Consider the following 22711-nt stretch of genomic DNA (forward strand, 5'->3'; position numbering starts at 1 on the left):
GGGAGTGAATGCAATGTCGGATGAGACGACCAAGACGTCGGCGGAGGCACAGCCGGGGAGCAACGCGGCTTCCGGGGAGGCGAAGGCGAACAGGGGAACGCGATCCCCCGGCGCCGAGCGCAAGCCCTCCCCGGCCGGCGACAAGCCGACCCTGCTTTCCGGCGGCAATCCGCAGATCGCGAAAGGCTACGGCGATGCCCCCGTGCAAGCCTATATCGCGGCCATGCCGGGCTGGAAGAGCGATGTCGGCCGCCGTCTCGACGCGCTCATCGTTGGCACTGTTCCCGGCGTGCGCAAAGCGGTCAAATGGAACTCGCCCTTCTATGGCGTCGAGGACCAGGGCTGGTTCCTCAGCTACCATTGCTTCACGAAGTACATCAAGGTGGCCTTCTTCCGCGGTACGTCGCTGTCTCCTGTCCCTCCCGGAAATTCCAAGCAGAAGGAAGTGCGTTACCTCGACATCCACGAGGACGACAGGCTCGACGAAGCACAGTTCACCGCCTGGGTCGAACAGGCCAGCCAATTGCCGGGCGAGCGCATGTGAGCGGCCAGTACATGATCCGAGTGTGGTGGGAGTGTTAGCCGTCGCTTGCCACGTACTCCAGCACCTGGCCGTCTCGGGCGGAGAAGGCGTGCGGAAACTCGGCGGCTGCGAGGCGGTCGATCTCTTCCAGTTCCGCGTCGGTTCGCCAGGGCGCATGATGGATGAAGGCGATCTCCTTAACATTGGCGGCGCGCGCCAGGCGGATCGCCTGCTGCCAGGTGGAGTGGCCGAAACCCTTGAAGATCTCCATCTCCTCGTCGGTATAGCAGCAGTCGTAGATGAAGAGGTCGGCGTTTTCGATCAGCTTCAGAACTTCCGGATCGAGTGTGCCGGGTTCATGCTCGGTGTCGGTGATCATCGCCACCGATCGGCCGCCCCATTCGACGCGGTAGCCGATCGCACCGCCGGGATGGTTCAGATTGCCGGTGCGTACCGTCACGTTTCGACGCGGCTCAAGCACGTCGCCGGCGCGGAAGTCGCCATAGGCCAGATGGGCACGGCAGATCTTCGGATCGACCGGGAACCACGGCGGTCGCATGAACTCGCAGACGATCTCACGTGTCGTCATCGTGCCGGCCAGATGTCCGGACCAGATCTTCACGGCGCATTCGTGGTTGTAGAGAGGCTTGAAATAGGGGAGGCCGATGATGTGGTCGTAGTGGCAGTGGCTGAAGAACAGGTCGACCTGATTCACGCCCTCTGCCTTCATAGCGAGACCCGCCGGCGGGATGCCGGAACCGGCGTCGAAGATCAGGACCTCGTCGCCGCAGCGGATCTCGACACAGATGGTGTTGCCGCCATAACGGCTGAACTGGGGGCCTGAGACCGGGATGCTGCCGCGTGTGCCCCAGAAACGCACGGACATGGTGTTTTCCGCGCCGTTACTTTCCTTCAGCCGGCGAGGGCCTTTCGTCCTATGCCTCGAATGCGGCGGCCTTTCCAGCATGTTCATTATCTGCCTGACCTCTTCCAGATCGCCGAAGGCGGCGAAGGCCCTAAGCCTTCCATAGTTCCTTACGGTGCCCTAGACACAAATGGTGCCTTAAGCGTAGCGAATGTGAAACCGTTTTGCGAGAAAGAAGTTGACGCGGGCGATCTGTGCCTCCCAAAGCCCGAATCCGGCCAGAAAATGCGCCTTGATCCGGCTTCAACGCCCGGCAAACCAAATCGTTCCTGTGTGAAACCGTCAATCGGACTTCCTCGCCCGGGCACGCTCGTCCGAAAGCTCCATCGTCGTGCGGCTGAGGCGGCTTGCCAGCACCCGCATGACTTCGATCGTTACTTCCGGAAAATCACTCAGGAGCTTCAGGAAGTGCTCCTTGCTGATCCTGAGCGCCTCCAGGCTGGTCGTGGCCTTGACCGTCGCCGTACGTGACACGTCGCAGAGGATCGCGATTTCGCCGACGATCGAGTTGTTCTCGACCTCGGCGACCTTGATCTGGCCGCCCGGCGTTTCCACCAGAATGTCGGCGCGGCCAGTCAGGATCACATAGGCGGCATCGCCACTGTCGCCCTGCCGGAACAGGATTTCGCCGGCCGCGTAGGCCACGCGATCCGATGTGAATGCGAGAAGCTTCAGCTTCGTCGGATCCACTCCGGCAAACAGCGGCACCCGCCGCAACATCTGTACCTCGTCTTTCAGCAGCATCGCCTTTTCCGTCCCCATTCACTGCGGCGCTTTGGCCTTATCGTTTCATTATGACACCAATTCCTTGAATGTCGCATTGTCTGCGAGATCGGCATGTTTACCGTCTCCCACGAGCCGGCCTTTGTCGAAGATCAAAACCCGATCGAAAAGATCCGTCAGCGACGTGTTCGACAGCACCCAGACAATCGCCGATTCCTGGCCGTTGTTGCGCACCAGCGTCAGCGCGTTCTGGCAGATCTGTTCCTGCGTCCGTGAATCGAGTGCCGGCAACGGGCGGTTGAAGACATAGAAATCGGACCGTCGCAGCAGCGCGCGGGCAAGATTGAGTTTCTGGCGTTGCACCTGGGTGATCCGCCGTCCGCCCGGGCCGAGATTGAATTCCAGACCGATCGACAGGACCTGGTCAAAGAGGCCGGGCTCGCTGAGCAGCGAGATCACCATGGCGCGTACACGCTCCGGGCCGTCTGCCTGGCGATGGCTGACGCGGCCGAAGAGCACGTTGTCCATGATGCTGGCCGAGGCCGTATAGGTGTCCGGGTCGTAGCGTTCGAACGCGCCTGTCATTTCCTCCGGCATGCCTTCGTGGAACTGGCGGCGGGCCTCGACGATCTTGGTCATCAGTTCATCGCTCAGGAGACCGAAGCGATGCCGCGGCTCGATGTAGGCAAAGCTCAGGCGGATGATATCGCGCCCGTCCTCGTCGGAGACCTCGGAGTAGTCCTTGCCCTTCAGCTTCTGCAGCAACTGCTGATAATGCGGGATGTCGTCCGCCGTCATGAAGGTGAGCTGCTGGAAGAACGGATGATCCGGCGGCAGGCCGGCAAAGAGCTCGACCGCGTTCTCGGCGATCTCGTAACCCATTTCGTAGAGGGTGCGGTCGAGGCCGTTGCGCGTGACGACGTCGATGAAGTATTTGTTGCGGCCAATGCCGCGTCCCATCAGTTCTTCGTCGATTGCGTTGCCGAACAGGAGGTTCTCGCCAAGCGTGGCTTCGACGTTGTAGCGATCCGGCTCAAACGGCACGACGAGGTTGCCGAGACCGGCCTTTTCCAGCTCCTCGCGGAAGGTCTGGCGCAGCGCGACGATATGGGTCGCCAACTGCTCGTGCGCCGCAGGATCGATGGTGGAGCGCAGCGCCAGTTCAAGGATGTCCTTGGTCAGGTAGACGCAGTCGAGAACCGCGGCGACGGAGTGGAAGAGGTCGTCCGGGCCGGTTGCGCCCGCCGCTTCGTAGTCGATCCAGTCGCTGTGGATGTCGAAGTCGGGGTTTCCGGCAGCCTTCGCCTCGTCGATCTCCCACTTGCGCATGCCTATGTGTGCATCGTCATACTCGGCATCCCGGAGTGGCGCGTGCTTGAGGCCGTAGAGCAGGTTGTCGCGCAGCGAGCCGAAGAAGAAGTAGGCATCCGAGGCGACATAGGTGATGCGCCGTCCGGTCACCGACTCCGGAAGGTCGAACAGATCCGTGCTTCCCGCCGAGATGCGCCCGGATTCCGGCCAGACGGTCCGGCCGATCGCCTCGGCAAGCGCCTCGCCGCCGGCCGCGGCCCCGCCGATGATCGCGGTGAATTCGCCGGGGGCGAACTGGATCGAGACATGTTCCAGGGTAGGTGCGCCGCTGTCGTCGGTAAGCGTCAGGTTGAAAGCCGACAGCGGGCCGTCGAGACGTTGCGGCTCATCGACCGAGACGACCTGCAGGGCAGGATCGATCAGGTTGTCAGTCTTGAACTGCTCGACAACCTGAGTGTACTTGACCTGCACGTCCTGGCGGGCCTGGTCCCAGTCGATCAGTTCCTTCAGCGGGCCGGGGAGATCCTTGTAGGCGGCGATCACGGCGACGAGCTGGCCAATATCGAGCCGACCCTGCAGCGCCAGATAACCGCCGATGCTGTAGAACAGGAATGGCGTGACCGAGGCCAGGAAGTTGTTGATGAACTTGACCAGAAATTTCCACTGGTAGAGGTCGTAACGGATCTTGAAGATCCGTCCGAGCCGAGCTGCGACGTCGGCGCGTTCGAGGTTGGACGTATCGTAGGCGTGGATCGTGCCGATGCCGTCGACGATCTCGCTGACGCGGCCGGCCAGTTCGCGCGCGGTCAATTGCCTTTCCCTGCCGAGAACCAGAAGCCGGCGCCGCATGCGCGGGATGAGCACCGCCTGGACGGCGACGATGATGCCGGCAATCATGCCGAGCCAGACGTTCTGCACGAAGATGAAGAACAGCGCGGTCGCTGCCTGACCGCCGAGCAGGGCCGGGGCGACGAAGGCGTCGCCGGTGAAGCCGCCGAGCGGCTCCACCTCGTCCTTGACCATGCTGGCGATCTCCGCACCCTTCATGCGCTTGAATTTTGAAGGTGGAAAGCGGAGCACCCGATCCACCAGCTCGAAGCGAATGCGGCGCAGAAGGCGTTCGCCGAGCCGGCCCTTGTAGGTGTTGATGTAGAGCTTGAAGAGGCCGTTGATGACGACCAGGCCTAGGAAGACCAGGCTGAGCGCCATCAGCATCTGCAGGCGGTTCAGCTCGATCCCCGGGAAAAACACGACGTTGCCAAAGAACGGCAGGGCGAACTCGATCCGCATGAAGAGCTGCCGTGCGGCCTCACCCTCGAAGCCTTGCCCCTGGATCGGTCCGTTGACGATCTGCTTGGGCAGATCGAACGACATGAAATAGGGGATCATCGACAGCGCGACGATCAGCAGAATCCAAAGCTGCTGTTTGCGCGTGTGAGTCCAGATATAGTGTGTCAGGCCTTTTTCCATGAACTTTCAGACCGTGGAGGAGAAATCAGGGATGCGCGCGTCGTAACCTGACGGTGCGCCGTAGCGACCGCCACTCGCGTGGCGTGAAAGGCTACCACACGCGTGGTGTGAAGGTTGCCCCGTCACGTTGCCAAACCGCGATATAGGCATCGTGAAAGCTCCAGAAAAGGCGAAAATCGCTGCGTCGCCCCGGCCCCAGTCACATTGCAGTGAAATGCGTTTTTACATTGATTGCAAGGGCCTGGCGCATCCGGCTTGGCAAAGTGCAGGAATACTGGGGTGCCTCATCGCACAGAAGTCTGTCGCGCAAGGTCGCTGACGGAGGTTCCGGCGAGAAGTGCGCGCAGGATGCTCGACGTTCTTCGCGCACCGTCGAGGTCGAGCGGCGGCAGGTTCTGTGTCGGCCGTTGCAGCGCCGTTTCGATCGCCCGTGTCAGCCCCTCCGGCGAAAGCGTGCATTCCGGAACGACCGTGGCAAGCCCAAGCTTCTCAAGACGCAGGGCACGGGCGGTCTGCTCGGTTTCGCCGCCGGCAGTGAACGGCACGAAGACGGCGCGGCAACCGGCGCGGAGTATGTCGCATACGGTGTTGTATCCGGATTGGGATACGGAGAGCCGCGCGGCTGCAAGCAGGCTTGGGAAATCCGGCCGGAAGCGTACGACGGAGACGTTGTCGGGAGCACTGTCGACGGTGGCTTCAAAGGCGGTTTGCGGCAGGTTGGGGCCCGCGATGAGGCACCAGCGCAGGGCCTTGGGCAGGGCGCGCGCAGCGCCTATGGCGGCCTCGTTCAACGCAGCGCCAACGGCGCCGCCGCCGGCCGAGACGAGGATGTCGAAACGCTCGGAGGGCGGGGCGGGCCGCGGGGCGGCGACAAGCCCGGTGTAGATGACCCTGTCAGCGATCCGTTCCGCCAGCGAGAAGCTGTCCTCCAGCCTTGCGAAGGACGGATCGCCATGGACGAGGATGCCATCAAAGTGACTGGTCGCAAGCGCCACGCTCTCCTCGTCGCGGCCGGGCTTGCTCTTCTCCTGCAGGATGTCGCGCAGCGAGGAGAGCACGATCGGTCGTTCCTTCATACCGGCGATTTCATCCAGCAGCGGAAGAAGTTCGAAGCGCACCTGGCGGCGGCCGAACGGAAAAGCTTCGATGATGACAATGTCCGGCCTGATTTCCCGGAAGGCTGCGAGCAGGAGATCGCGACGGCGATCGCGGAAGGCGTCGTCGACCGGGTTGCCCGCGAGATCGACGAGGCCGGAGAAGCCGGCATCGCCTGCGACCACGGGCGGCAGCTCGACGTGCTTGATGCCGGCACCGGGAAAACCCTGTACCGGCGCCCCGCCCGTGACCATGGTTACGTCGAAGCCGTCCCCGACGAGGGCCCGGGCGATGCGGCTGGCGCGGGCAATGTGGCCGATTCCGAGAAGGTGCTGGACGTAGAAGAAAACGCGCGGCCCCGGCATTCCGATTTCGCTCATCAGGCGGCCTGCCATTCGTTTTCGAAGAGGGTCTTTAGCTGGCGGATGCTGGTGTGGTGGTCGAATTCGGAGCGAACGCGTTGCTCCGCTGCCTCACCGAGCCGTTTGCGCAGCGCCGGGTCGCGGATCAGCTGTTCAATCGCGGTCGCCAGCGCCTTCGGATTCTCCGGCGGCACGACGAGACCGTTTTCGCCGTCCTTCAGAAGCTCCGGGATGCCGGAGATGTTGGTCGATACGCAAACCAGCCGCTGGCTCGACGCCTCTACCAGCACGTTCGGCAGGCCGTCCCGGTCGCCATCGGATGTGATGCGGCAGGCAAGTGCGAACAGGTCCGAACGGCGATAGTGGTCGAGCACGTCCTGCTGGTCGAGCGCGCCGTTCCAGGTGATCCGGCCGGCGATGCCGAGTTTTTCGGCGAGCTGTTTCATGGCTGCAAGGTTAGGCCCGCCGCCGATGTGGATGAACCGCCAGGAAAGTTCGGCGGGCAGCAGCGACAGTGCATTGAGCAGCACGTCATAGCCCTTCTTGTCGACTGCGCGGCCGACGCTGACGATCGTCACCGGGTTGTCCCGGTCAGATCCGTCGCGCATCGAATGCTCGCCCGGAAAGGGGGCGAAGCGATCGAGATCGAGGCCGTGATAGCTCAGATGGACGTGGTTCTTGCCGTTCGCCAGCACGCGCAGGCGGTCGAATCCGGTCTGGTTGCAGGTCACCGTCCAGCGTGTGTCGGAGAGCTTGCCTTCCAGCTCCCAGTCGGGAGAGGTCCAGATGTCCTTGGCATGCGCCGAGCAGGTCCAGGGGATGCCGTTCATCAGGCTCGTATAACGCGCCACGGATGCGGGCGTATGGATGAAATGGGCGTGCAGCCAGTCCGTTCCCGCCGGCCATTCGGCGCAAAGCACGGCGGCCTGCCCGAAGCGGCGGAAGCGGTTGGGGGTAAAATCACGGCGCAGGTCTTTCAGGAACGCACGGAAGGCGGCCTTGAAGCCGGGCAGCCGATAGCTTTTGACGAGCCCACGAACGACGCGCAGCGGTTCCTGGTACAGGTATTCCGGGAGATAATGCACGGGCGCCCGGATTTCGTCATGGACCGGATGGCGCTTGGTATCGGTCGGATGACGCATGGAAATGAGCGTCAGATCGAAGCCGGCCCTTTCCAGCCCCAGCAGTTCCTGGGCGATGAAGGTTTCCGACAGCCGCGGATAGCCCTTCAGGATGACGGCGATTTTCTTCTGCGATGTCAATTCTTGTCAGCCTTGTACAATGGAGAGCCGCGTGTTGTCCCGGCTCACCAGCAGGTCGCCGACGATCTGGGAAATGTGCGGCAATCCTTCAAGTCTCAATGCCTTTGATGTCTTTGACGGTGGCGCGCGATGGGGCAGCGCCTTCAGCACCTTGGAAAGGACCAGCGGCTGGCGGGATTCTTCCGGGGACAGCATTTCGACGAGGCCGAGTTCGGAGGCGCGGGTGGCCCGGATCAGCTGTTCCTCGCGCGGGTTGACGCGGGGGATGATCAGTGCCGGCTTGTCGAAGGAGAGGATCTCGCAATAGGTGTTGTAGCCGCCCATGGCAACGACTGCGGTCGCGCCCGCGATCAGTTCCTCCATGCGGTTGTCGAACTCGATCACCTCGATATAGGGGATCTTCGATCCCTTGCGCAAAAGCTTCTGCCGCTGATTGGCCGGCATGTAGGGGCCGAGCACGATCAGGGCCTTGTGCGTCAGGTCCGGATCCTCCTTGTAGGCATGGACGACGTCGTGGATCAGAGAGGCGCCGTCGCCGCCGCCGCCGGTGGTCACCAAAATATAGTCGCCCTTAGGCCGGTGTTCCGAGCCCTGCTCCTGCGAGACGCTGCGCTGCAGGAAGCCGACGAAGTTCATGCGTGCCCGAACCGAAGCCGGGACATCGAGACCGACCAGCGGATCGTAGAAATCCGGCGGGCCGTAGACCCAGACCTTGTCATAATACTTGGCGATCTTGCCCATGACGTCATGGCGCTTCCATTCGGCGTCGAGCAGATGCGGCGCATCCATGACGTCGCGCAGGCCGAGCACCAGCGTCGTGCCGCAGGCTTTCAGATAGGCGAGCGTCTCCTCGACCTCGCCGCGCAGCCCCATCGGCTCCTTGTCGACGATGAAGATGTCGGGCTGGAAGCTCTCGGCCGTGTGCCGGATGATCGACTGCCGCATCTTCAGCGTCTCGTGCAGGTCGATATGCTGTTCCATCGACGTATATTCGCCGTTGCGCAGCTTGATGACGCTCGGAATCTTCACGAAATCGACGCGGGCGCGATAGTCGAAGGCGCCGGCTATCGGGGAGCCGGAGATGATCAGGACGTTGAGGCCGCGGAAATCCTCGACCAGCGAGTGCGCGATCGTGCGGCAGCGCCGCAGGTGGCCAAGACCAAACGTGTCATGGCTGTACATCAGAATCCGGGCGTCTTCCAGACGTCGTGTCATCGGATACTCCACACAGGTTGAACGACCGAACTTAGAAGCCAGTACTAGGATTCGCTAATCATGCATCGCACAATTTCGTTATTTGTACGGATCGGCCGCGTCCCGCAAGCCGTCGCCAAGGAAATTGAACGCGAGTATCACCAGAATGACCGGGATCATCGGGAACAATAGCCACGGATAGAAGGCGATGACACTGACGCTGCGCGCCTCGGTGAGCAGGATGCCCCAGCTGGTGATCGGCGGGCGCAGGCCGAGGCCGAGGAAGCTGAGTGCGGTTTCGCCGAGAATCATGCCGGGAATCGAGATGGTTGCGGTCGCGATCAGGTGCGACATGAAACCGGGCACGAGATGGCGGCCGATGATGCGGCTGCTCTTGGCGCCCATCAGTTGCGCCGCCAGTACGTAGTCCTCCTCGCGCAGGGCGAGGAGCTTCGAGCGAACAGCGCGCGCGAGCCCCGTCCAGTCGAGCAGGCCGAGAATGACGGTAATGCCGAGATAGACCAGGATCGGGCTCCAGCTGACGGGCATGATCGCGGCGAGCGCCATCCACAGTGGGATACTCGGGATCGACTGCAGGACCTCGATGATACGCTGGACGAAGAGGTCAATGTAGCCGCCGTGATAGCCTGCGAGTCCTCCGATGACGATACCGAGCGTGAAGCTCACCGCAATGCCGATCAGGCCGATGGTGATCGAGATCCGGGCGCCGTAGATGATGCGTGACAGCACGTCTCGGCCGAGCCGATCGGTGCCGAGCAGGAACATCTCGCCACCCTCGGCCGGGCAGACGAGGTGGGTGCTCGCATCGAACAGGCCCCAGAAGCGATAGGGGTCGCCCGAGCAGAAGAAGCGCAGCTTCTGCACGTCGTTCTTGTTGTCGGTGTAGACGCGCCGCAGCGTGTCCATGTCGAGCGTCATCTCGCGCCCGTAGACGAACGGCCCGACGAACTGCCCCTCGTGGAACAGGCGCACCCGTTGCGGCGGGGCATGGATGAAGTCCATGTTGCGCGTGTGCAGGTTATAGGGCGCCAGGAACTCGGCGATGACGATCATGAAGTAGAGCGCCAGCAGGAAGATGGCGGAGGCGAGCGCCAGTCGGTGCTTCTTGAACTTCCACCACATCAGTCGCGTCTGCGAGGCCTGGAAGACCTTGGCCTGGCCGGCCGTCATCGCCTCGACCGAGTAGGGATCGAAGGGAGCAGTCGAAACGTAATGCTGCAGGGGGGAGCCGGATGGCGGCAGCGGTGAATTCATTTGGTGCTCCCGCCTTGAAGTCGGATGCGCGGATCGAGAAGGGCGAGCGCGATATCGGAGATCAGCACGCCGATGACGGTGAGGAAGGCAAGGAACATCAGGAACGAGCCGGCCAGATACATGTCCTGGCTCTGCAATGCCTTGATCAGCATCGGCCCGGTTGTCTCCAGCGACAGCACGATGGCCGTGATTTCAGCGCCCGAAATGATCTGCGGCAGGATTGAGCCGATGTCGGAGATGAAGAAGTTCAACGACATGCGGAGCGGATATTTCACCAACGCGCGGAACGGGTTCATGCCCTTGGCGCGCGCCGTCACCACGTATTGCTTCTGCAATTCGTCGAGCAGATTGGCGCGAAGCCGGCGCACCATCCCGGCCGTACCGGCGGTGCCGATGATGATGACCGGGATCCAGAGGTGCTCGAGGATCGACTTCGCCTTGGCCCAGCTCATCGGCTCGTTGAGGTACTGCTGGTCCATCAGGTGGCCGATCGAGGTGCCGAACCAGATGTTGGCGAAGTACATCAGGATCAGCGCCAGCATGAAATTGGGGATGGCGAGGCCAAGGAGCCCCAAGAACGTCAGGCCGTAGTCGCCCCAGCTATATTGATGCGTGGCCGAATAGATGCCGATCGGAAAGGCCAGCAGCCAGGTGAACAGGATGGTGACGAAGGAAACGAGCACTGTCAGCCATAGCCGGTCGCCGACCACTTCGGAAACGGGGAGCTGGTACTCGAAGGAGTAGCCGAAATCGCCCTGGAGCATGCCGCCGACCCAGTGGAAGTAGCGGATCGGCGCCGGCTGGTCGAAACCGTAGCGCTCGCGCAGCGCATCGATCTCCTCCATGTCGGCCTCTTCGCCCATGGCCCGCAATTCCGAGACGTAGCTCTCGAAATAGTCACCCGGCGGCAGCTCGATGATGGTGAAGACGAGGACCGAGATCAGGAAGAGCGTCGGTACCATGACGGCGATGCGCCAGAGGATGTATCGCAGCATCGGTCAGGCGCTCCCGTCGAACCAGAAGGTGTCGGGCATGTAGGCTCCCATGAAAGCAGTCGGGTCGAAGCCGTACAGCCCTTTCTCCGGCACGTTCTTGATCTTCCTGTTGGTAAGGACTGGCTGCAGCGTTCCGTTGACGATACCGATCGAGAACACCTGGTCGGTGTAGATCGACAGCATTTCCCTCCAGATCCCCTCGCGCTCGGCAGTCGATGTCGTGCGCTTCCAGAGCTTCATCAGGTCGACCAGCCGTTTTGCTTCGGGAAGGTCCGGCGCCTCGCCCTTCTGTTCGGCAGAGAGATAGTGCAAGCCCCAGACCGGCCATTGCAGTTGCTCGTCGCCGGTCGGCGCCAGTGCGGACGGCGACATGTCTGCGGTCGGAATGCCGTTGTCGATGCCCTGCTGCACCGAAATCATGATCTCGCCGCCAAGTGCGCGGCTGCGGAACACGTCGCGCTGTGAGGTGCGTACATGGAGTTTCAGCCCCACCTCCCGCCAGTGGTCGGTGACCAGTTCCAGCACGTCGGTTTCCAGCGTGCTCTCGCCGGCCGATTCCACGATTAGGCTCGCTTCCCGTCCGTCCGGCAGGAGGCGCAGGCTTTCGTCCTCGTTCCAGGTCAGCCCAGCCTCGTCCAGAAGCCGGTTGGCCAGGCCGGGATCGAACTGTGCCCAGGCGCGCTGGTACTCCTCCTTGAAGAGGGGGCTTTGCGGCAGGATCGTATCGGCGCTCTCGCGCGCCAGCCCGAAGAAGCTCGCCTTGTTGATCTCCTCGCGGTCGATCGCCACCGACAGCGCCCGGCGGAAGCGGACGTCGCGGAAGAGGTCGCGCCAAACCTGGTCGCCGCAATTGAGGTTCGGCAGCAGCGCGATGCGCGAGCCCTGCGTGTGCTCCCACAGGCGGACCTTGATCGGGTAGCGCTTCTCGGCGTCCTTGAGGAACGTGTAGTCGGCGAAGTCGAGGCCGTTCGCCTGGATGTCGGTTTCTCCGGCCCCGGCCTTGGCGGGGATGATGCCCGAGGCAGAGACGTTCAACAGCACCCTGTCGATATAGGGCAACTGCTGGCCTGTTTCGTCGACGCGGTGGAAATAGGGATTGCGCTCGAAGATGAACTGCTCGGCCGGCGGTGCGATCGTATTGCGCCACGGGTCGAGCGTCGGCAGGTCCGGGTTTTCCGGGCGGTAGGTCCGCGAACGGTTAATATGCAGGCCGGTCCAGTCGTCGGTGCCTTCTTCCTCGACGAGCTTCTTTAGCGTGTCGGCATCGGCGTATTTCGCATGAAACTGCTTCATGTAATGGGCTGGAAGCACGATCGTCAGCGGCTGGGGTCCCGAGAGCCTCTGCAGGAAATCGGGCTTGGGGACGTCCCACGAGTAACGTACCGTCAGCGGGTCGACCACCTCGAAGCGGGGTGGCTGGCCTTCGGAGAGGAGATCGAGCGGCAGGCCGCGCGGACGCATCTCCTTGTTGTTGAGCACGTCTTCCCAATAGTAGACGAAATCGTCTGTCGTGAAGGGGTGTCCGTCCGACCAGCGATGTCCGTCGCGAAGCCGGAAGGTATAGACGCGGTTTTCGACCTGTTCGAAGCTCTCGAGGATATCCGGTTGCAGCACGAGATGCTCGTCGATGCCGACGAGGCGTGCGTAACCGTTGATGGTCATCAGGCGGATGTCCTTCTGGCCGCCGATGATCATGCGCGCCGAGCCGCCATACTGGCCGGGCGTGCGCCCCATCGATGCCATGTTGACGACGCGCGGAACCTTCGGAATGCGCTCGGCCATCGGCGGCAGGGAGCCGTCGGCGAGCTTGTCCTTGAAGAACTCCGGTTCGTGCAGCATGGCCGCTGCTTGCGCCAGAGACACCGGGAGGCAAGTAGAGGCGAGCATGCCAAGAAGGGTTCGACGCGTGATCACGGGCGCAGCTCCTTCACATCCGCATTCCGACGGGCGAGCACGAGGTGACCCTCGCCGAGATCCACCGTCGCCAGCCCGTCGCCGCCGGGATCTCGCTGGAACTGTGCGGACCAGTTCCGCATGTCGCTGGCGCTCGCAGCCTTCAGCGCCGAGAAGTCCAGTGGCCGGTCGAGATCGGGGAAGGGCACCGCTGCAAGGAGCGATTTCGTATAGGGATGGACGGGCGCCCGCATGAGCGTTTCACGCGGCGCAAGCTCGACGATCCGCCCTGCGCACATTACCGCGATCCGATCGGCCATATAGTCGACAACAGCCAGATTGTGCGAAATGAACAGATAGGTCAAGCCGAGGTCTTTTTGCAGGTCTTTCAAGAGGTTGAGGATCTGTGCCTGCACCGATACGTCAAGTGCCGACACCGGCTCGTCGCAGATGAGCAGTTCGGGTCCCAGCGCCAGCGCGCGGGCAATGCCGATCCTCTGGCGCTGGCCCCCGGAAAACGAGTGCGGATAGCGGTTCAGGTAGCGGCGGTTGAGGCCGATCACCTCCATCAGGGCGCCGACCGTCTCCTGGCGGGACTTGGACGTGCCGCGGTCGTGGATCTCCAGCGGCTCTGCGAGGATGTTCTGCACGGTCATGCGCGGCGACAGCGAGGAGACCGGATCCTGGAACACCATCTGGATCTTGGCGCGCAGCTTCTGCAGGTCGGAGCCCTCGGCCTTGAGCACGTCGACCGGACCATTGCGGTCGTTGAAGGTGATCGAGCCGGAATCCGGGGTTACGGCGCGCATAAGCATCTTGCTGACGGTCGTCTTGCCGCAGCCGCTCTCGCCGACGAGGCCGAGGCATTCGCCGCGGCGTATGTCGAAGCTGACGCCGTCGACCGCACGAACGGGCGCTTCCACCGAGGGTCGGAAGAAGCCGCCCTTGCGGATCTGGAACGACTTGGTGACGTCGCGCACCGAAAGCAGGATCTCCGAACCGGCGGCCTCCTTCGTACTGCCGGTCGTGCCGATCAGGTGCGATGCATTGACCGGCACGTCGCGCAGCGCCTTCAGCCGTTCGCCGGGCTTCATGTCGAAATGCGGCACCGCGGCCATCAGGCCCTTGAGATAGGGATGGGCCGGCCGACGGAAGATGTCCTCGACGGGGCCTGCCTCCATGATCTCGCCGTGGTAGATCACCACCACCTCGTCGGCGACATTGGCGACGACACCGAGATCATGGGTGATTAGCAGCATCGCCATGTTGAATTCCTGCTGCAGGTCCTTCAGCAGCCGGAGGATCTGCGCCTGGATCGTCACGTCGAGCGCTGTGGTCGGTTCGTCGGCGATCAGCAGCGCCGGCCGGCAGATCAGCGCGAGCGCGATCATGGCGCGCTGGCGCATGCCGCCGGACAGCTCGAACGGATACATGTTGAAGGCGCGCTCCGGCTTGGAAAAGCCGACCATGCGTAGCATCTCGATCGTCCGCTCGCGGCGCTCGTCCTTCGACATATCCTCATGGATGGTGAGTACTTCGCTCACCTGGTCGCCGATCGTGTGCAGTGGCGACAGCGACGTCATCGGTTCCTGAAAGATCTTGCCGATACGCCGGCCCCGGATGGCACGGATGTCCGGCCCGTCCTGAGACAGCTTCAGGATGTCGGTCTGCTCACCGGTCAGCGGGTCGTTGAAGAGAATCCTGCCGCTGGCGGTTGCAACGCGCGGCAGGATGCGCATGATCGACTGGCTGATGACGGATTTGCCCGAGCCGGATTCGCCGACGAGCGCGGTGACCCTGCCGGGCAGAACCCGCAGGCTTGCTCTCTTCACGGCATCGACCTGGCCCCCGAGCATTGCAAACGAGATGCTGAGATCTTCGATCCGTAACAGATCTGCCCCTAAGATCATGTCCGGAATATCCTTCGGTTACTTTTTGTGCCTTGTCATTTTTGGCAGACTAACGGAGGCTTTTGAACCTGTCCATCGTATTTGCCGCGTGTCTTTCATACGAATATGACACCATTATATCGTACTAAAATCAATTGCTTGCGTGGAGCCTTGCCGCCGCATCGGCCCTTAGCGCTGCAAGCCCCGTAGGTCCGAGAACGTCTTCGCTGCGGACAGAACGGCGAAAGTTGTCGTAATACAGCGTCCATTCACCCTGGGTCGCAGAGCGGTATGGGCCGAACTTGAAGTACTGCCGGGAGCCAAGCCCCGGCTCGTCGTGGCCGATATGACCCCGGACCGTCACTACCCAGTGGTCGTTGGCGAAAAGCTCGATGTGTCCGGTGCCATCCGGGCCTGGCCGGGTCAGCACCGCAAAATCAATCCAGCCGCTTTGCGGCGCCGGCAGTCCGTTTCCCCTGTCGATGACGGTGATGCGATCCGAATAGGCCTTGAAGAGACGCGCATCGTGCTGCTCCCAGTGGGGGTCGGTGGCGACCAGCGCGCGCATCTGCCGCTTTTCCGGACGGAGCCAGACCGGGGTGCGGCCCGATGTGCCGGTCGAGACGGAAGGGTTGCGCCGGCTTGACGGAAAGGTCGTTTCGACGGTGGCAAACAGCCGGCCGCGAACGAGGCGGAGCGCCAGGAAAGGACTGTAGTCGCCCTTCGCTCCCGGCCCGATCTCGCGCTTCCACTGGGCGATCAGATGGCGGTGGTCGTCCTGCGGTATCGGATCGGCGAAACGGACCGAAAAGCCATACCATACGGCTTGGTTATAGGGTACGCGCAGCGCCGTGTGTTCCCAGATCTCCGCCCGTTCGCTGCGGTGATGCTTGCCGTTCCAGATCGGCCGCACGCTCAGTTTCAGCGCGCCGGCGCTGCCATAGGTGACATCGCGCTGGAATTCGACGGTGCCGGCGCTCTGCTCGACATTGTCGCGATAGTAGAGCCCGCCCGCGGGCGCGAAACCGTCGCCCTCGAAGCCGTCGAAGAGGGGCGCCTTCCAGGTCGATGGCGCAACGGCACCGTCTCCGTCGAAAGGGCGGCGCGCCGGGTTCGGGTCAGGCTCCATCAAGATCATCCGTTCCGAGTGACTGATTTTATGTCTGACAGGGAGGGAGGATGTATTAGATAGGGTAAATATTCAACTCCGGCGAACGGTGGCGCGCGACCCGCCGGACGCCTGCAGTTGCAAGCAATCACGTAGGCAAGGGCCCAGTCGGCTTTGAAATTCTCGGGCTCTGATCTAGTTGAGCCCGCGCGCGATCATCGGAACCTTCGAACGCGGTTCGCCCCCGCGGGTCGTGCGGGCGTCACGATACAGCAGCATGACCTGCTCGGCTTCCGACCGCCCGTCGCGGCCATCTGCTTCCAGGGCCTCGGCGCGGTCGAGCTTGAGGTTGGTCTGGCCGGGCAGAAGCACGGTCAGCTTCTGGCGCACGCCGCGCAGCTTTTCCTGGCCGAGAGTGACCCATTCGCCGCTGCAATAGGTGGCGAAGGTCTGGCTTGCGACGATCGACTGCGAATATTTCTTCGTCAGCCCCTGCAGCCGCTGCACCTCGTTCACGGCCGAGCCGAAGGCGGAGAAGGTGAGGCGATCCTTGAGGCCGACATTGCCGAACATGACGTTGCCGACGTGCAGGCCGATGCCGTAACGGATATCGGCAAGCCCGTCGTTGCGGCGCTTCTCGTTGAGCTCGTTCATCCGCATTGTGGCATGACGGACGGCAGACATCGCCGCTTTTGCCGCCACCTGCGAAGGCTCGCGGTGCCGGCCGCACGGATAGACCGCGAGGAAACCGTCGCCGATGAAGCTGAGGATCTCACCGCCGTTGCGGTTGAAGGGCATCGCGATGGCGTCGAAGAACTGGTTCAGCGTGTCGATATAGGCCTGCCGGCCCTCCTTTTCGGCCAGAACCGTCGACTGGCGCATGTCCGCCATGACCAGGGCGGCGCGGATAGTCTCGCCATCGCCGCGGCGGATTTGGCCGGAGAGCACGCGCTTGCCGGCGTTGCCGCCGAGATAGGTCATCAGCATGTTGTCGGCGAGCTTGCCGAGCACAGCCATCTTGGCGGCAACGGCGAGGCTGTTCTGGACCTTCAGAAGCGCCTCGATGACGTTGTCGTTGAAACCGCCGGGCGCATCGGTTGACCACGAGCCGACCATGCCCTGGCCGGGCGCTTCGCCGAAGGACTGGACGAACGCCATGTAGTCGGTCACGCCGATCGCCTTCAGGTCGTCGAAGACCGGGAATTCAGACGGGGCCGTCGGATCGATGCGGCGGCGCAGGTGGTCGAGATTGTTGCTGAGGAGATAGTAGTAGGGGCTGAGCAGGAAGCGGGACGGCTCGGTGTCCCCGCCGGAGGCCCGGAAACCCTCGACGGTGACGCCCTGGCCGCGCATCCAGGTGAAGCCCAGCGCGTCATAGAGCGGATGCAGCATGGAAAAGCTTAAGTGGACGCGCAAAAGCGGCAGGCCCGCCGCGGCAAGCCGCTCGCAAAACCCGGTGATGAGATATTCCAGGCTTTCGCCGCTCAGGGCTGTGGTTTTCAGCCATGCGGAAACCCGGTCGAGGAGGATGTTCGAAACGTCGGCTACACGCGTGTTCATCGTTTGTCCTTGTCGATGTGAAGCCCGCCCGCTTCTGCTCAAAAGCTTCGCCCCCGCTGGTTTCGGCCTGGCGACGCCGTTGCATGATATAAGTGGGGGGCCATCGCGAAACCAGAAGCGGTGCCGAAGAAATCTGTTTTTCGGTTTCGTCTCGGCTCGTCGGCAACGCTTCGCCTGCTTGACGCGCGACGGATTTGCCCGCAATGGTCACCCCTACGATTGAACGGGTACAACGCCTTGACCTTGCTTCCTTCTTCCGCCGAACATCTTCTGCAGGCCATTGCCGACAAGAGCGCGCGCGCCGGTGTCATCGGGCTCGGCTATGTCGGGCTTCCGCTCGCGATCACGATTGCGCGAAACGGATTTGACGTCACCGGGTTCGACATCGATCCCGCAAAGATCGTCGCGCTCGATGCCGGAAAGTCCTATATCGACGCGGTGCCGGATGCGGCCCTGAAAGCCGAGAGCGAAGCGGGACGGTTCCGCTCCACGGTGGATTTTTCGCAGCTTTCGTCCTGCGACGTGATCATCATCTGCGTGCCGACGCCGCTGACGAAGCACCGCGAGCCCGACATGTCCTATGTCGCAAGGACCGCCGAGGCGATCGCCCGGACGCTGCGACCCGGGCAACTGGTCGTGCTGGAATCGACCACTTATCCGGGCACAACGGACGAACTGGTGCGGCCGATCCTGGAACGCGGCGGACTTCGGTCCGGAACGGACTTCTTCCTCGGTTTTTCTCCGGAACGCGAGGACCCCGGTAACCGCGACTTCGACACGGCGACGATTCCGAAGATCGTCGCCGGCGACGGACCGGCCGCGTCCGGCCTGATGCAGGCTTTCTACGGTGCCGTGGTGAAGGCCATCGTGCCGGTCTCGTCAAACAGCACGGCCGAAGCGGTGAAGCTGACCGAAAACGTGTTCCGCGCGGTCAATATCGCCCTCGTCAATGAGTTGAAGGTGCTCTACGAGGCGATGGGCATCGACATCTGGGAGGTAGTCGATGCGGCGAAGACGAAGCCGTTCGGCTACATGCCGTTCTATCCGGGACCGGGCCTCGGCGGGCACTGCATCCCGATCGATCCTTTCTACCTGACGTGGAAGTCCCGCGAGTTCGAGCTGCCCACGCGCTTCATCGAACTGGCCGGCGAGATCAATTCCAGCATGCCGCGCCATGTGGTCGGGCGGCTGGCGGAGGCGCTGGACGTCCGGCTCGGCAAGGCGCTCAGCCGCTCACGCGTCCTCGTCATCGGGCTCGCCTACAAGAAGAACGTCCCGGACATTCGCGAAAGTCCCTCGCTCAAGCTGATCGAACTGATCGAGGAGCGTAAGGGCGAGGCGGACTATCACGATCCGTTCGTAGCGGAGATCCCGAAGACGCGTGAGTACATGGCGTTGAAGGGGCGGAAGTCGGTCGCGCTGGACGAGGCGGCGGTTTCCGCCTACGACGCGGTGCTGATCTCGACGGATCACGACTCGATAGACTATGCCGCACTGGCCAGATGGTCGCCGCTGATCATAGATACGCGCAACGCTTTTGCGCGGCGCGGGATCGACGGCGAAAACATCGTCAAGGCGTGACGCATAGGAGAGTTTGCGGGCAATGAGCCGTCTCGACAGTTTCATCCGCCGCCTGACGGCGCAGCGCGATATCCTCAATCATATCAGCCACGATTTGGAATTACCGTCCGAGGGGGCGGTGATGGAAATCGGGCTCGGTAACGGGCGCACGTTCGATCACCTGCGCGAGTGCTTTGCCGATCGCCGGATCGTCGCCTTCGATCGCGATTGCCGGGCGCACGCCTCATCCATTCCCGAGGCGGAAAATCTTGTGCTGGGCGAGATCAACGAGACGGGCAGGGCATTCGAGACAGGGGACGCGGCATTCGTGCATGCGGATATCGGCACGGGCTATCCGGACAAGGACGCCGTGACGCTGACCTGGCTGCCGCAGATGGTAGCTGGGATGCTTGCGGCCGGCGGGATCGCGGCAAGCGGCCTGCCGCTGGAGCACCCGGCGCTGCAGGCCTTGAAGGTGCCCGAGAGCGTTCCGGAAAATCGGTACTTCCTGTACCGCAAGAGGGACTGAGAAAGGCTCTCACGCCTTCTCCAGCCTGGGCGCGAGCCTTCGGATCTCCTCGTCGGTGATGAGGTAGACCCGCATCGACGCACTGCGGCCGCGTATCGCGACCTCGCTGCTTTTCAGCCCGTCGACTGCCATTCCCGATTGCAGCAAGGCCGGTTCCGAGATGGCAATTGCGACGTCATGTTCCTTGGCCGTTGTCTCGAGCCGGCTTGCGACGTTGACCGTATCGCCGATCGCCGTCAGGCTCTTCGTCGCGCCATAGCCCATCATGCCGACGACGCTGGGGCCTGTGTGAATGCCGATCGCGATGTGCAGCTGCATTGCAAAGTCACGCGACAGTTCCTCGTTCAACTGGCCGAGGTCGCGCACGATTGCGGCCGCTGCCGACAGCGCCCGGCGACAGGCGTCCTCGCGTTTGCCGCCCAGTCCAAACAGGGCCATGGCGCCATCGCCGATGAACTTGTCGAGCCGCCCGCCCGCCTGTTCGACTGCCTGTCCGACGATGGCGAAATAGCGGTTCAGCAGGAAAACGACGTCATAGGGAAGGCGCGCTTCCGAAAGGTCGGTGAAATTTCGGAGGTCGCAGAACAAGACGACGATCTCTTCCTCACGGCCCGGGCGGACAGGCTCCGTGGCGACTGGAAGCCCGTCATCGGCGTTCGGGGCCATCAGCAAGGCGACGCTCAGGTTAGCGGTCGGGTGAAGCTGGCAGCCGAGCCGGACGCCCGGATCGGCATGGATGCGGGCGAGAGTGGCGGCCTCGATCGGCCCCGGCGGCGGCAGCGGGCCGTCAGTCTCGAGGATGCGGACGCGGCAGGTAGAGCAGCGGCCCTTGCCGCCGCAGACCGAGTAGTGCGGCACCTGACCGTAGCGGCTGCCTTCGAGCAGGCTGAGGCCGCGCGGGGCGCGCACCAGCGCGCCGTTCGAATAGCGGATCGTGATCTGCGAGGCGCGCTCGGCCAGCATGCGCAAACGTCGGAGGATAAGGACAAGGAGGATTGCGCCGAAAAAGATCAGGTAGAGCGCCGCCTTGATGCGCCCCAGTCCCTCGGCGACGATCGCCGGGTCGATCGGTGGCGGGGTTGCCGTCAGGCTTCGGGCATAGGCGGGATCGAGGATTTTCGGGGCACTCTGCGCCATGTGGGCGAACGTGCGACCGGTATCGGCAAAGCCGAGGAGTGCAAGCGCGGGAACGAGGATCGCGACCGTCAGCAGATAGGGCGATGCGGTTCGGTACCAGCTGCGAAAGCGCAGCCAGAAATAGACGCCTATGCAAGCGTGCGTCCAGATCACCAGTAAAGCGACGGTCTGCCGGAGGCCCTGGAGCGGATTGACCACCCACAGGCTGCGAACGACCGTCTGGTAGTCGACGACGATGCCGTAGAGAGGCTGCGACAGGCGGGCGGGAACGGCGTGCTCGATGATGAGGAAGGGGATCAGCAGACCGAGCGCGATCTGGGCGGCCTCACGCGGCGGCATGCGGAACGTTCGGCGCAGATGGATCGACCGCAGCACTAGGAGGACATGCGTGACGAGGGCGCCATAGAGCAGGGTGGTGCCAAGCGGATTGCGCCAGATGGCTGAGACCACCTGCATGACCCGGTTGGCGGTGCCGAGCGAGATAAGCAGAGTGGCATGATTGATAAAATGCATCGCCACGAATGTGAGCATGACGAGGCCGGACCCGAGGCGAAGCTTCTGCAGAAACCGCTCGGAAAGGATATGCGCCTCAATCGCCTTGTTCATGTCTGGTCCTTGGACGGTTGAAACAGCGTTCCTGCGAGCTTCAGATGATGATCTTACAAGCTGTCTGCCGAAGAAGTGCGCGCATTCGTCTGCTTCGCCAACAACGAGATAGCCCAACGACTGGTACGGCAGAAGGTGGCGGATTGTTGACGCTGCGTTGCTCGTTCAACGAACGTGGCGTCACGCAGTGAAGCACGGCAGATAATGCAGCAGGGAAGCGGGACCGGTGCCGGGGAACGTTCTGCGCCGACTTCAGGTCGATCCGCCGGGAGCTGCCATCGGGTGGCTGGCGTAGTGGTCCCGATACCAGTCGACGAAGTCCTTCACGCCTTCGGCAAGCGGGGTTGCGGGCTTGTAGCCGGTGAGCGCGAACAGCAGATCCGGGCTCGCATAGGTGCGTGGCGGGTCGCCTTGCTGCATTGGCAGGAACTTGCGACGCGCCAGCCGGCCGAGTGCTCCTTCAAGCGTCGCGACGAAATCCATCAGCCCGACCGGCCGGCCGCCGCCGATGTTGACGATACGGAACGGCGCCTGATGCGACAGGGTGTCGAGCCCGGCGGGCGTGGCAATGCGGTTTTCTTCCGAGGGGATGACCGCGGACAGGCGCAGCATACCCTCGACCAGATCGCCGACATAGGTGAAGTCGCGGCTCATCCGGCCTTCGCCGTAAAGCTCAATCTCACGCCCCTCAAGAATGGCATTGGTGAACTTGAACAGCGCCATATCCGGCCGTCCCCAGGAGCCATAGACCGTGAAGAAGCGAAATGCGGTGGTGGGAAGGCGGTAAAGGTGGGCGTAGCTGTGCGCCATGACCTCCATCGCCTTCTTGCTGGCGCCGTAGATCGTCAACGGCTCATCCGCCCGGTCGGTCTCGCGGAACGGAATGGTCTCGTTGGCCCCATAGACCGAGGAGGTGGAGGCGAGCATCAGGTGGCGGGGATTGACGAACCGCGCCGCCTCCAGAAGGTTCCAGGTGCCGAGGATGTTGGTCTCGACGTAGGACTTCGGCTCTTCGAGGCTGTAGCGGACACCGGCCTGGGCTGCCAGATGGACGATGACATCCGGCTGCGCCTCTTCCAGCGCCTCCCGGAGCGGGGCTGCCTCCTCGAGCATGAGGCGATGAAAGCGGTACGTTGGAAACTGGATCAGCGCTGCATTGCGCGCTTCCTTGAGGCTGACGTCATAATACTGTGTCATTCCGTCCAGGCCGACGACTTCGTGTCCTTCCTCCAGCAGTCGCCGCGCAAGGTGAAAGCCGATGAATCCGGCCGTTCCGGTGATGAAATATCGCATC

At 62.8% G+C, this 22711-nt stretch carries 17 protein-coding genes; 3 read left to right on the forward strand and 14 right to left on the reverse strand.

What is annotated here, in order from left to right; all coding sequences use genetic code 11:
• Positions 1-13 precede the first annotated feature (13 nt).
• Complete coding sequence (locus tag IB238_RS02485) at positions 14-544, forward strand: DUF1801 domain-containing protein (protein WP_192243252.1); 531 nt, start codon at positions 14-16, stop codon at positions 542-544.
• Positions 545-578: 34 nt separating this feature from the next.
• On the opposite strand, the gene IB238_RS02490 is transcribed toward IB238_RS02485, so the two are convergent.
• The 12 genes from IB238_RS02490 to IB238_RS02545 all read right to left on the reverse strand — a co-directional run bounded on the left by IB238_RS02490 (position 579) and on the right by IB238_RS02545 (position 17585).
• Positions 579-1409 carry an MBL fold metallo-hydrolase gene (locus IB238_RS02490; protein WP_192243254.1) on the reverse strand — a complete coding sequence of 277 codons (831 nt, stop codon included), beginning with the start codon at positions 1407-1409 and terminating at the stop codon, positions 579-581.
• A 321-nt stretch (positions 1410-1730) separates the two neighbouring features.
• The gene (locus tag IB238_RS02495; protein ID WP_192243256.1) at positions 1731-2192 is read right to left on the reverse strand and encodes a cyclic nucleotide-binding domain-containing protein; all 462 of its coding nucleotides are present in this window, start codon (positions 2190-2192) and stop codon (positions 1731-1733) included.
• A gap of 48 nt (positions 2193-2240) precedes the next feature.
• Entirely contained in the window at positions 2241-4952 is a 2712-nt protein-coding gene (locus IB238_RS02500) for an ABC transporter ATP-binding protein (protein WP_192243258.1), read from the reverse strand.
• 284 nt (positions 4953-5236) lie between these two features.
• The gene (locus tag IB238_RS02505; protein WP_246723466.1) at positions 5237-6427 is read right to left on the reverse strand and encodes a glycosyltransferase; all 1191 of its coding nucleotides are present in this window, start codon (positions 6425-6427) and stop codon (positions 5237-5239) included.
• On the reverse strand, positions 6427-7671 hold the full coding sequence (locus tag IB238_RS02510) for a glycosyltransferase family 4 protein (protein WP_192243260.1): 1245 nt from the start codon (positions 7669-7671) through the stop codon (positions 6427-6429). Before IB238_RS02510 ends, IB238_RS02505 begins: the two co-directional genes overlap by 1 nt.
• 6 nt (positions 7672-7677) lie before the next feature.
• Positions 7678-8886 carry a glycosyltransferase family protein gene (locus IB238_RS02515; protein WP_192243262.1) on the reverse strand — a complete coding sequence of 403 codons (1209 nt, stop codon included), beginning with the start codon at positions 8884-8886 and terminating at the stop codon, positions 7678-7680.
• Positions 8887-8964: 78 nt separating this feature from the next.
• On the reverse strand, positions 8965-10140 hold the full coding sequence (locus IB238_RS02520) for an ABC transporter permease (protein ID WP_192243264.1): 1176 nt from the start codon (positions 10138-10140) through the stop codon (positions 8965-8967).
• On the reverse strand, positions 10137-11135 hold the full coding sequence (locus IB238_RS02525) for an ABC transporter permease (protein WP_192243265.1): 999 nt from the start codon (positions 11133-11135) through the stop codon (positions 10137-10139). The genes IB238_RS02520 and IB238_RS02525 overlap by 4 nt, the downstream gene beginning before the upstream one ends.
• 3 nt (positions 11136-11138) lie before the next feature.
• On the reverse strand, positions 11139-13049 hold the full coding sequence (locus IB238_RS02530; RefSeq protein ID WP_192243267.1) for an ABC transporter substrate-binding protein: 1911 nt from the start codon (positions 13047-13049) through the stop codon (positions 11139-11141).
• Positions 13046-14938 carry an ABC transporter ATP-binding protein gene (locus IB238_RS02535; protein WP_192243269.1) on the reverse strand — a complete coding sequence of 631 codons (1893 nt, stop codon included), beginning with the start codon at positions 14936-14938 and terminating at the stop codon, positions 13046-13048. The genes IB238_RS02530 and IB238_RS02535 overlap by 4 nt, the downstream gene beginning before the upstream one ends.
• A gap of 130 nt (positions 14939-15068) precedes the next feature.
• Positions 15069-16046 carry a polysaccharide lyase gene (locus IB238_RS02540; RefSeq protein WP_192243271.1) on the reverse strand — a complete coding sequence of 326 codons (978 nt, stop codon included), beginning with the start codon at positions 16044-16046 and terminating at the stop codon, positions 15069-15071.
• Positions 16047-16220: 174 nt separating this feature from the next.
• Entirely contained in the window at positions 16221-17585 is a 1365-nt protein-coding gene (locus IB238_RS02545; RefSeq protein WP_192243273.1) for an adenylate/guanylate cyclase domain-containing protein, read from the reverse strand.
• A 243-nt stretch (positions 17586-17828) separates the two neighbouring features.
• Between IB238_RS02545 and IB238_RS02550 the strand changes: the two genes are divergently transcribed.
• Together IB238_RS02550 and IB238_RS02555 are read left to right on the forward strand one after the other, a co-directional pair.
• The gene (locus tag IB238_RS02550) at positions 17829-19166 is read left to right on the forward strand and encodes a nucleotide sugar dehydrogenase (RefSeq protein WP_246723569.1); all 1338 of its coding nucleotides are present in this window, start codon (positions 17829-17831) and stop codon (positions 19164-19166) included.
• A 22-nt stretch (positions 19167-19188) separates the two neighbouring features.
• Entirely contained in the window at positions 19189-19674 is a 486-nt protein-coding gene (locus IB238_RS02555) for a class I SAM-dependent methyltransferase (protein WP_192243277.1), read from the forward strand.
• A gap of 9 nt (positions 19675-19683) precedes the next feature.
• Here IB238_RS02555 and IB238_RS02560 read toward each other — a convergent pair whose 3' ends face one another.
• Together IB238_RS02560 and IB238_RS02565 are read right to left on the reverse strand one after the other, a co-directional pair.
• On the reverse strand, positions 19684-21417 hold the full coding sequence (locus tag IB238_RS02560) for an adenylate/guanylate cyclase domain-containing protein (RefSeq protein WP_246723467.1): 1734 nt from the start codon (positions 21415-21417) through the stop codon (positions 19684-19686).
• Between the two features lie 252 nt (positions 21418-21669).
• Complete coding sequence (locus tag IB238_RS02565; RefSeq protein WP_192243278.1) at positions 21670-22710, reverse strand: NAD-dependent epimerase/dehydratase family protein; 1041 nt, start codon at positions 22708-22710, stop codon at positions 21670-21672.
• Between the last annotated feature and the right edge of the window lies 1 nt (position 22711).

It is taken from the genome of Rhizobium sp. ARZ01, from assembly GCF_014851675.1.
GTDB lineage: Bacteria > Pseudomonadota > Alphaproteobacteria > Rhizobiales > Rhizobiaceae > Mycoplana.

Bases quoted from the DNA above. Each gene is read 5' to 3' on its own strand.
- IB238_RS02485 (WP_192243252.1), top strand. From the start codon at position 14: ATGTCGGATGAGACGACCAAGACGTCGGCGGAGGCACAGCCGGGGAGC.
- IB238_RS02490 (WP_192243254.1), bottom strand. From the start codon at position 1,409: ATGTCCGTGCGTTTCTGGGGCACACGCGGCAGCATCCCGGTCTCAGGC.
- IB238_RS02495 (WP_192243256.1), bottom strand. From the start codon at position 2,192: ATGCTGCTGAAAGACGAGGTACAGATGTTGCGGCGGGTGCCGCTGTTT.
- IB238_RS02500 (WP_192243258.1), bottom strand. From the start codon at position 4,952: ATGGAAAAAGGCCTGACACACTATATCTGGACTCACACGCGCAAACAG.
- IB238_RS02505 (WP_246723466.1), bottom strand. From the start codon at position 6,427: ATGAGCGAAATCGGAATGCCGGGGCCGCGCGTTTTCTTCTACGTCCAG.
- IB238_RS02515 (WP_192243262.1), bottom strand. From the start codon at position 8,886: ATGACACGACGTCTGGAAGACGCCCGGATTCTGATGTACAGCCATGAC.
- IB238_RS02520 (WP_192243264.1), bottom strand. From the start codon at position 10,140: ATGAATTCACCGCTGCCGCCATCCGGCTCCCCCCTGCAGCATTACGTT.
- IB238_RS02525 (WP_192243265.1), bottom strand. From the start codon at position 11,135: ATGCTGCGATACATCCTCTGGCGCATCGCCGTCATGGTACCGACGCTC.
- IB238_RS02535 (WP_192243269.1), bottom strand. From the start codon at position 14,938: ATGATCTTAGGGGCAGATCTGTTACGGATCGAAGATCTCAGCATCTCG.
- IB238_RS02540 (WP_192243271.1), bottom strand. From the start codon at position 16,046: ATGGAGCCTGACCCGAACCCGGCGCGCCGCCCTTTCGACGGAGACGGT.
- IB238_RS02545 (WP_192243273.1), bottom strand. From the start codon at position 17,585: ATGAACACGCGTGTAGCCGACGTTTCGAACATCCTCCTCGACCGGGTT.
- IB238_RS02555 (WP_192243277.1), top strand. From the start codon at position 19,189: ATGAGCCGTCTCGACAGTTTCATCCGCCGCCTGACGGCGCAGCGCGAT.
- IB238_RS02560 (WP_246723467.1), bottom strand. From the start codon at position 21,417: ATGAACAAGGCGATTGAGGCGCATATCCTTTCCGAGCGGTTTCTGCAG.
- IB238_RS02565 (WP_192243278.1), bottom strand. From the start codon at position 22,710: ATGCGATATTTCATCACCGGAACGGCCGGATTCATCGGCTTTCACCTT.